Source organism: Shewanella algae (genome assembly GCF_009183365.2).
Lineage (GTDB): Bacteria > Pseudomonadota > Gammaproteobacteria > Enterobacterales > Shewanellaceae > Shewanella > Shewanella algae.
Genome location: NZ_CP068230.1, coordinates 527,253 through 537,045, shown reverse-complemented (window position 1 = coordinate 537,045; position 9,793 = coordinate 527,253). Strand labels below are relative to the sequence as shown.

At 56.3% G+C, this 9,793-nt stretch carries 6 protein-coding genes; 3 read left to right on the top strand and 3 right to left on the bottom strand.

Annotated features, from left to right (window positions below; genetic code table 11):
- Positions 1-57 precede the first annotated feature (57 nt).
- On the bottom strand, positions 58-3,735 hold the full coding sequence (locus E1N14_RS02485) for a DUF4132 domain-containing protein (protein WP_025009273.1): 3,678 nt from the start codon (positions 3,733-3,735) through the stop codon (positions 58-60).
- A gap of 308 nt (positions 3,736-4,043) precedes the next feature.
- Here E1N14_RS02485 and E1N14_RS02480 point away from each other — a divergent pair, with 308 nt between their 5' ends.
- The 3 genes from E1N14_RS02480 to E1N14_RS02470 all read left to right on the top strand — a co-directional run bounded on the left by E1N14_RS02480 (position 4,044) and on the right by E1N14_RS02470 (position 5,494).
- Positions 4,044-4,301 carry a hypothetical protein gene (locus E1N14_RS02480; protein ID WP_141250909.1) on the top strand — a complete coding sequence of 86 codons (258 nt, stop codon included), beginning with the start codon at positions 4,044-4,046 and terminating at the stop codon, positions 4,299-4,301.
- On the top strand, positions 4,289-4,840 hold the full coding sequence (locus E1N14_RS02475) for a carboxymuconolactone decarboxylase family protein (RefSeq protein WP_062793702.1): 552 nt from the start codon (positions 4,289-4,291) through the stop codon (positions 4,838-4,840). Before E1N14_RS02480 ends, E1N14_RS02475 begins: the two co-directional genes overlap by 13 nt.
- A gap of 72 nt (positions 4,841-4,912) precedes the next feature.
- Positions 4,913-5,494, top strand: a complete 582-nt coding sequence (locus E1N14_RS02470) for a TetR/AcrR family transcriptional regulator (protein ID WP_025009271.1) — start codon at positions 4,913-4,915, stop codon at positions 5,492-5,494.
- A 1-nt stretch (position 5,495) separates the two neighbouring features.
- Here the strand turns inward: E1N14_RS02470 and E1N14_RS02465 are convergent, their stop codons facing one another.
- A complete protein-coding gene (locus E1N14_RS02465; protein ID WP_051546800.1) occupies positions 5,496-6,410 on the bottom strand; it encodes a cation diffusion facilitator family transporter in 915 nt (304 codons plus the stop codon).
- Positions 6,411-6,585: 175 nt separating this feature from the next.
- Entirely contained in the window at positions 6,586-9,792 is a 3,207-nt protein-coding gene (locus E1N14_RS02460; protein WP_044733589.1) for an efflux RND transporter permease subunit, read from the bottom strand.
- Position 9,793: the final 1 nt, after the last annotated feature.

Here is a 9,793-nt window from a genome sequence, read left to right as displayed (position 1 = left end):
TTCTCCTTATTGGCTGCCACCAGTAAGGAAGCAGCCTAATCCATCCGTTATCGACCTTTACCAAGGCAGTTTCAATTCCCAGTCCGGATCTGCCACACACTTGTCGCCGACTTCACGATAGTCAACGGCGATGGCATTGAGCAGGTTGACCGGCACCTCGGCCAACGGCAGTTGACGGTAGCGGGCATAACGGCCGCGGGGGTTGGTCCGCTCCATGACCCTGATGTCATAAATGGCGGCTGCCTCGTTTTCTTCCGGCACGCAGTTACCGCTGAAGCCGAACTCCACTCTCAGCCCCAGGGTATCGAAACGCTTGAAGTAGTGATCAAAGAAACCGCCGTCTTCCGCTTCACCGCGCTGATAACCTTTCTTGGTCAACAGGCCACGCAGGGTATAGCAGTCGGTCATCCGGCCGTGCTGGTCATTGAGAGCCTCCTGGCCTTCAGTTAGCGTCACTTCGGCACTTCGCAGCTGCTCGAACAACGGCTTGACCTTGTAATCCTTGAGATGTGAACGCCAGGCATCCAGCGCTGCCGCCGCTAATAGGTTACCGCTCACCAGGCGTATACTCGCCGCAGCGGGCAGTTGCAGCTCTTCATCGTCAATATCGATAAAGGCGCCGTCTTCCGTGGGTCTGAAGGTTTGCCATTGACCATCAATCTCCACCTGCCAGAGGGTGCGCTGCAACAGGCGATACATGACCGGATGCTGATGCAGGTATTGCTGCCAGTCCGCGGCGAGCCAATGCCGCTCTGTGACCATGGCCTCATACAATCTGGCACTTTGCTGTTCAACCACCTGCTTGAGTTCTTTCTTGCAGTTGCTGAACCATTTTTTCACTTCGGCAATATCGCCTTCGTTGTCTGTCTGCCGAGGTTGCGGCAGGCTCTTGAGCAGCTTGCCCTCTTCGTTGAGCAATCTCAGCTTGAGGTCGTCCCCGAGTGCCAGCGCCAAAGTACGGCTGCCGAATTCAAACGGGCTGGGCTGGGTCAGATGTTCGAGCCCGGCCGTCTGCACAGTGCGATCCGCCAGTTCATCCTGAGTCCAGCCGTTACGGGCCGCAATTTGACTGACTTGCGCCCGTGCCAGCTCCTGCACCGAGTTGGTGCGATAACGCCGCGAAATACTCAGCAGAAACTGAATCGCCACAGGATCGTCCGAGTTGGCCAAAGCCTGCAACATGGCCTCTATCTGTGCCCGCCGCTCATAGCGCTTCTTCATAAAGGGTTGGATCATGCCCAGCAGGGTTTGCGCATCGCCGCCAGCGATCAGGGCCAACATCCCCTTGTCTTTGATGGCCGAGCCCAAGAGCTCATTCTTTTTCTCGGCAAAGCAGGCCTGAAACGCATCCTCAAGGGTCTTGTGTTGATACTCCTGACCCCAGTCGTATTTGGCCCAATGCTGATAAGATTGAAAGGTCTGCTGCTGATGCGCCTTGGCATATTCCAATGCCTCATCATCTGAAGGGCAACGGGTATCCTGGGCGATAAATGCCGCCAGAATGAAATGCCCAAGACGCTGACGGCTTTCGCTATCCAGCAGCGACAGATAGTGACTCAGCAATGGGTTGCCCTGAGGCTGCTTGAGCTTCACCGCCAAGACTACCCACCAGAACACAAGTTCGGGCTCGACCGGGCTGCCGTCTTCAAAACGGCATGCGGGCAGCGCTTCACGCGGGAACCAATCCATGGACTTGGGTGGCGCCTTTTTAAGGCCGGCCTTGGCTTCGGCCAGCAGCGCTTCCTTGCCAAGAAACTGGCTGATATCGGCGCCGGTTTGCAACAATGCTTCCAGCAACACGACCCGGGTTGGCATATCTTTCTCTTTATTCAGCGCCTGGCTCAATGCCTCCTGCGCCGAAGCCGCCTTGAGGCGACCCAGCCAAGTGGCGGCCAGCACCCGGTTATCCTTGCTGCCGGAGGCCAGCTCAGGAGTGATAAGGGTGATATCGGCGCCGTGGCGTTCGGCGCAGTACTGAGCCGCCGCCTGTATGGCTTTGCGACCATGGAAGGCATGTTCATGAACCTTCCTTTGCCAGTGCTGCGGCAGCTTGGGAAATTCTGCCAGAATCGCCAAGGTCTGTATCAATACCTGATTGGCATCGTGTCGATAGGTTCCATTGAGCACTTGGCCATTGAGGCCATGCTCTATATAGTCGGGGTTTTCGGCAAAGAAGGGCCAAATCAGCAGTTGTTCACAGGCGGCCGGCAACCAGTCACCTTCCCGGCCTTCGTAGCCAAACAGGGCTTCAATCAAGGCCGCGGAGGGTTGATTCTCTTGGTTGCACAGGCTCAAGAGTTGTCGTAAGTCCGTCATCCCCTGCAGACTTTTCAGAATATGTTCCTGGCTCAGCATACGCTCCCAGGAATGGCAGGAGAGCTCATGGCGTTCCATCCGCAAAATCAGCCTTAGACAGGCTTTGGGGTGCTCGTCGAGATCGGCGTGGCTGATCAGAGAATAAAACCCTGACAGAGATGATTGCCGGCCTCTTTCGAGGTCCATCAGCGCCGCTTGCAGCTGGGCACTACTGACTTGCTGCCAACGTTGCAGACTTTTCCGGTCGTCGGCCAAATGCCTTTTGCGATAGCTGGGGGCATCTGGGTGCTCCGCCGCAGCGATATCGTTTTCAAGCTCTTTGATCTCTTTAGCCAACTGCTTTTCACACAGACCTAGCCATTCTTCAGGCACTTTGACGTTTTTATCAATGGCCGCAACGGCCGGAATATCCCAGCTAAACTGGTCACTCTGTTGCTGCCGGGTCGTGTTATCCAGCATTTTCGCCAGTGCCGTTTTTACCGCGGCGGATTTCTCTTCACTGTGCCAGCGCTGCAGCAAGGGGGTCGCTTCAGGATAGAGGCCGGCCACAACCAGCCAGTGGCCACGGGTAGCCGCCTTGGCCGCCGGAAATTCCCGCTCCAGAAACGCCAGCAGCTCTTGTTGCGAGCTCTTTTTCAGCAGTTTCAGGGCCTCTTCACGGACAGTCGCCGAACCATCGGCGGCCAACGCCATGACCAGCGGCAGCTGCGCCGGTGACAGGGTCTGACAGGCTTTATTAAGCAAAGCACAAAAGGTTTCACGGCCGCTGAAATGCAACTGTTTCAACAGCTGCAGATATTCAGGATCTTCACTGAGCTTGAGCCAGTCGGTTCTCTTCCTCAGCGCGGTGCGGAATGTATCGTTATAATAAGAGTCAGAACCTTCAAGAATAAAGGCTTCCAGCTCATGGGGCGGGTGTTCATATTGCGCGACCAGCGAAGCAAGATAGTCACGACTGGGCAGATCTTTGCCCGCCAAACGGCAACCGTAATACTCTTCCGCCAACTCTTTGAACAGCATCAGCACGCCATTGAGCCAGCCGCTCGAGCTGTTTGGCACGCCGTAGATGCTTATGTCGGGGTTGCAGGCATGACACACCAAGCCGAGACGGCGCATAACGGCCGCTTCATTACAGGCACCGGTTGCCACAAACCGGTTAATGGCATCACGGGCCTGAATCAGCCGCTCATCATTTTGTCCGTAGCCATAGGGAACACCCGGCCGCGCCAGTGTTTCTCCAGCACTGAGCTGCTGGAGCTGCGACAGACACGCCACAGGTTCACCGGTCAAAATATACTGACTGACGGCTTGTGCCAAACCCGTTTGCTGCTCATCGATAATCCGGCAAGCGTCTAGCAATAACTTGTCTGTATTGGGGCGAGTGAAGGCTTCAAGCTTGTTTTTTAATACGTCCAGCATCTCTCATATTCCTTGAGTCATTAGCAAATATGTCTTCCTTCCCCCAATAGCAGACATTCAGTAAACACCTGCTTAAGCCGGCGGTTGAGCCTCCTTTTCGGACGAGGAAGGGCAATTCTAACGGAAACGCAAAAACAATATCGTTTACAAAACACCCATTTACAGTTCAATGCCGCCAAATGTGATCTGCCCTCCCCCGGGATGACGCCATATTACCCATAGAGTGCGGTTGATTGACCTTAAAGCCGCCAGCGGCTTTAGCCACGCTAACAGCAAAATCAGTGATATCCGGCAAGGGGTCATGGTCAATGTCTCAAACCTTGTTTGAAAAACAGGCTAGCTGGAGATTGCAAACAAAAGTTACCAATGGTAACTTTGCAGTTGTTACTATGAGTAACTTATTCAACCAAGCGCCGGTGCTTTCGTTTCATGGATATCCGTTTCATGGGTATCCGTTTCAAGGACAGACAAAGCAGCCGACCGGCACAGCTTGGTATTTTTTGCCGTTGCGCTCAAGCCGTAAACGGCCAATAACAGCAACAGGAGTTTTAGTGTGGAAAGGTTAACCAAGTGCACTCTGGACAATGCCGATGAACTGGCCAAACCCATATTGCAGGAGATCAAGAGTCGCTACGGCATGATCCCCAACTTCTATTCGGCTCTGGGCATAAATGGCGCGGTCATGAAGGGCTATCTGGAGTTTGAGGCCAATCTGGAAGAGCACAGCCTGCTGAGCCTGGCCCAGCGGGAGATGATCTCCCTGGCGGTTGCCAACTATAACGGCTGCGAATACTGTGTCAGCGGCCATAGCTTTTCCGGGAAACGTGCCGGGCTCAGCCCCGATGCCTGCATCAAGGCGCAGCAGGGCAAGGCCGATAACCGCGAAGACCAGCTGCTGCTGGACGTCGCCCTGGCGTTGCTGCAACACAGAGGCAAGTTACCGGACTCTTTGCTAACAGACTGTCTGGATGCCGGGATCAGTGAGGCCAAGGTGATGCAGGTCTGCGCCTGGAGTGGCCTGAATAACTTCAGTAACTGGGTTAACAACACAGTGCAGCCGAAAATCGACTTCCCAAGGGTTCCACTGCAACCCTATACTGAGTGACAAAAGAGAAGCGACAATGCGATGCATTGCCGCTTTTTCAATTTTATTAAACCAGCTATCTGTGGGGGATGCGTGAAGAAGAGAATGCTCAAAGATCAGCGCCGCGAACAACTGCTCGAAGTTGCCTGTGAGATTGTCCGCGAAGCCGGTACCGATGCGCTGACCTTGAACACCCTGGCTCAAAAAGCCGGAGTGACCAAGCCTTTGACCTATCGTCACTTCGCCACCCGGCAAGGATTGCTGGCACAGATGTACCGCCATTACGACAATCTATTTGTCGAGGCGGTGAAACAGGCCGCAGCGGAGCAAAAAGCCTCGCTGGCAGAGCTATGCACCCTGGTCTGCCGCGCCTATCTGGACTGCGCCGTACGCTGCGGCCCAGAGTATGAGGCGATAGTTGCGGCGCTGCGCGGCTATCCCGAGTATCAGAACATCACCACAGATATTCGCGACTTCTTCACCGACTTCTACAGCGAACTCTTTGCCGATTACCTCAAGCTGCCTGCGCCGCAAAGCAAGCTGCTGTGCTGGGCCATACATGGCGCCATCAATGAAGTCGCCAATGCCGTGGCCTGCGGCCATGCCCAGCCGCAAGAAGCAACAACCAGGTTAAGCCAACTGCTGCAGCGCATGCTCGGCGCCGACGGATGCTGATTCAGGCAAACCTGCACTCAAGCGTTATCTCCGCCCCCAGGGTGCGCCGGCTCAACCAACGCCTGAGCCGCTGCTGCACCAATGGCAATTCACCGTCCAGCCCAGGCTCCAGATAGACCACCACAGTCAACACGTTTTGCTTTTCATCCAAACGCCACAGGTGCATGGACTCGACTCTGGCGACTTCGGGTCTGGCGGCCAATTGTTCCTGCAGCAGTTCCGGAGCCAAGCCGGCCGGCGCCTGCTGCATTAGAATGCGCCCGGATTCCACCAGTAACAGAGCACCGTGGTAGATCACATAGGCTGAGATCAACACAGTAACCAGGAGATCGACCCAATACCATTGGTAGAGGATGATAAGCCCGCCGGCCACCAGCACGGCCACAGACGCCATGGCATCCGACACATTGTGAATAAAGGCGGCGCGGATGTTCATATTGTCCTTGGCACCGGCGCTGTGAGTCAGCATGGCGGTGCCAATATCGATAATCAAAGCCAGTCCCGCCAACCAGAACACCAGCATGCCATCCACAGGTTGCGGACTCCAGAAGCGCTGCAAGGCCTCATAGATAAGGTACACCCCCACCAACAGCAAGGTTGCCGCATTGATAAAGGTGCCCAGTACTTCGGCGCGTTTATAACCGTAGCTCATACCGGGGTGACTGGCTTTCTGGCCTATTTTGCGGGCGATCAAGGCAATCAATATCGCGATGGCGTCACTGAAATTATGCAGCGCGTCGGCAATCAGCGACAAACTGCCGGCCAGAATACCGCCAAACAGCTGCGCCAGAGTGAGTAACATATTGATGATCACAGCCAGTCCCAAGCGGCGACTGCCGAGATCCGGGCCATGTTTGTGGGGGTGGCCGCTGCTCTCCAACTCCAGCGGCTGCCAATCTTGAGAAGATTTCTGCATAGCATGTTTCCTTATAAAAGGGGGCATCCCTGCCCAGGCCCAGCCGCAAAGCGGCAGGCCTTATGACGCAGGCCAGGTAGGCAGTCCGGCCATGATCCAAAGCGGCTCTCATCTTCCACTTTGGGGCGTCACACTCCAATCAGTACAATGCTTCTCTATCGGAGCAATTCTGCTGTTATTCCAAGGCTTCCAGCTCCTTGTCGCTCTTGAGATACAGGGCTCGATACAGGGTTGGTAATACCAGCAGGGTCAATGCGGTTGAGCTCAGCAGGCCGCCTATCACCACCACGGCCAACGGCTTTTGGATCTCACTGCCGGCACCGGTTGACATCAAGATGGGGATAAGCCCCAGCGCCGAAGTCAGCGCCGTCATCAACACAGGTCGCAGACGGCCGACCGTACCTTCATACACTGCCTGCTCCAATGACTCACCGCTGTTGCGGCGCTGGTTGATTGAGTCCACCAGCACCACCCCATTGAGCACCGCCACCCCAAACAGAGTGATAAAGCCGATGGAGCTGGGCACAGATAGATAGGTACCGCTGAGCCAAAGCGCCAACACGCCGCCAATCAGCGCCAGTGGCACATTGGCCATGATTAGCGCCACCTGCTTGATGGAGCCGAAGGAGAAGTAAAGCAGCAAGGCAATAAGCGCCACAGAAATGGGCACCACCAGGATCAGTCTTTGCTGAGCCCGCTGCTGATTCTCATATTGGCCGCCCACCATCACGGTATAGCCGGGAGGCAGTTGGGCCTCGGGCACCAGGTTGTAGATATCCTGCACCACGGAACCCATGTCCCGGCCTGAGACGTTGGCCTGCACCACCACTCGCCGCTGCACATCGTCACGGCGGATATTGGGCGGCGCCATCTCTATGCTGACATCGGCCACTTCACCCAAACGCACCTGAGCCCCATTGGCGGCCACCAGACGCAGATCGGCTATCGCATCCGGGCTCTGGCGGAAACGGCTGGCCAGACGCAGGTTGATATCGTAACGGGCGTTGCCGTCGATAACCTGGCCGGCGCTGCTGCCGCCTATGCCTGTGCTCACCAGCGACATCACCTCATCGACGCTGATGCCGTAACGTCCCAGCATCGCGTTTTTCGGCCGTACCACCAATTGCGCCTCGCCGGTGATCTGCTCAAGAGACACATCCACGGCACCGGGCACCTGGGCCACCAGTTTCGACAGTTGTTCGCCTTTTTCCGCCAGCACATCGAGATCCGGACCAAACAGCTTGATGGCCAACTGCGCCTTGACCCCGGACAGGAGTTCATCGACCCGGGTAGCGATTGGCTGGGAAAAGGTCAGCAACAACCCGGGGAAGACACTGAGTTTCTGCTCCATCAGGCGTTGCAGTTCGGCGCGACTATTTGCAGAAGTCCACTGTTCCAGCGGTTTGAGACCGATATAGATTTCAATATTACTCACAGGCTCAGGATCGCCGCCCAGCTCAGGTGCCCCTATGCGTGACAGGGCATACTCCACCTCAGGAAACTCCAGCAGCAGGGCCTCAAGTTTGGGCGCCACATCCAGTGAAGTATCCAAACTCGCAGTGGGTGCCAGGGTAACCCGCAAGTTGATGGTGCCCTCTTCCAGTTCAGGCACAAATTCCGTGCCCAACCTTGGCAACAGCGACAGGCTCATGCCCAGCATGACTACCGCCACCAGCCCCACCTTGCCTGGCGCGGTCAACACCTTTTGCAGTAGCGGACGGTACACCCGCTCAAGCGGTGCCAACACTGGACTTTGACGGAAAGTCACCCCCTTGCGGAACAGATAAACGGCCATTGCAGGCACCACCAGCAGTGCCACCAACAGCGCCGAGACCATCGCGAGGATGATGCTCACCGCCATCGGCTGAAACAGCTTGCCTTCGACCCCTTGCAGGGCGAACAGCGGCGCAAACACCACTATAATGATCGCCGTGGCAAAGAACACCGGGCTGCACACCTCTTTGGCGGCCTGCCATACCCGCATGGCAATCGAGCCTCTGTGTTGGTCTTCGTCGGCATGGTAGGGATCGTCTTCGCAGTCGCTGCGCTGCCGAGCCTGGTCCTGATGGCGCCTATCCGGCTCACTCAGATGTTTGAAGATGTTCTCCACCATCACCACAGAGCCATCCACCAGCATACCTATGGCGATCGCCAAACCACCGAGCGACATCAGGTTGGCCGACATTCCCAGATAGCTCATCACCAGCAATGCCAGCAAAATGGAGACAGGAATCGACAGCAATACCAGCAAGGTGGCCCGTACGTTGACCAGAAACAGTGCCAGGATCACCACGATAAACATAAAGGCCAGCAACAGGGCATCACGCACTGTGGTCACCGCCTTGGTCACCAGATCGGCCTGATCGTAGTACACTTCGAAGGTGACCCCCTCGGGCAGCGCCTGGCTTATCAGCTGCTCGCGGGCAGCAATTTCATCAATGGTGGCCTTGGTGTTGGCGCCCATTCTTTTGAGCACCACCCCGGCAACCACTTCGCCTAAGGCCTTGGCTTCGCCATTGTCGTCCCGACGGGTCATGGTGACGGCGCCAACCCGGATTTCACTGCCAAAATCCACTTCGGCCAAATCGGAGACAGTGACCGGTGTGCCCTGGTATTCGCTCACCGGAATGCGGCCTATGGCATCCAGCCCGGCCTGGCCCGCAGGCAACAGACCATAGCCGCGCACCACGAGTTGCTCCTGACCATTGGGCATAAACCAACCGCCGGCATTGCGGTTATTGGCATTCAGCGCCTGCTCCAGCTGTGACATAGACAAACCGTAAGCCAGCAGTCGATTGGGATCGACCCTGACCTGATACTGACGCACTTCGCCACCGAAAGAGAGCACATCGGTCACGCCGCCAACCGGCATCAGCAGCAGCTTCACCAGATAGTCATTGAGACTGCGCAGCTCATCGGCGCCGATATTACTGTCCGGCTCGGCCCGCAGTATGTACTGATAAATCTGCCCAAGACCCGAGGTGTTGGGACCGATTTCCGGCACCCCGACTCCGTCCGGGATCATCTCTTTGGCGGCGGCCAGCTGTTCAAACACCTGCTGGCGGGCAAAATAGATGTCCGTGCCTTCCTCGAACACCACTGTCACTATGGACAGGCCGGTGCGGGAGAGTGAACGAACTTCTGTCACCGCGGGCAGTGAGTACATGCTGGACTCCACCGGATAAGAGATGAGTTTTTCCACCTCTTCGGCCGCCAGCCCCTCGGCTTCGGTATTGACAGTGACCTGCACATTGGTCACATCGGGAAAGGCATCAAGATTAAGCTTTGGCAGGGAAAACACACCCACTACCAGGACGACAATCAAGGCCAGCAACACCAGAAAGCGGTTGCGGATCGCCCAATCTATTAACGATTGCAGCATA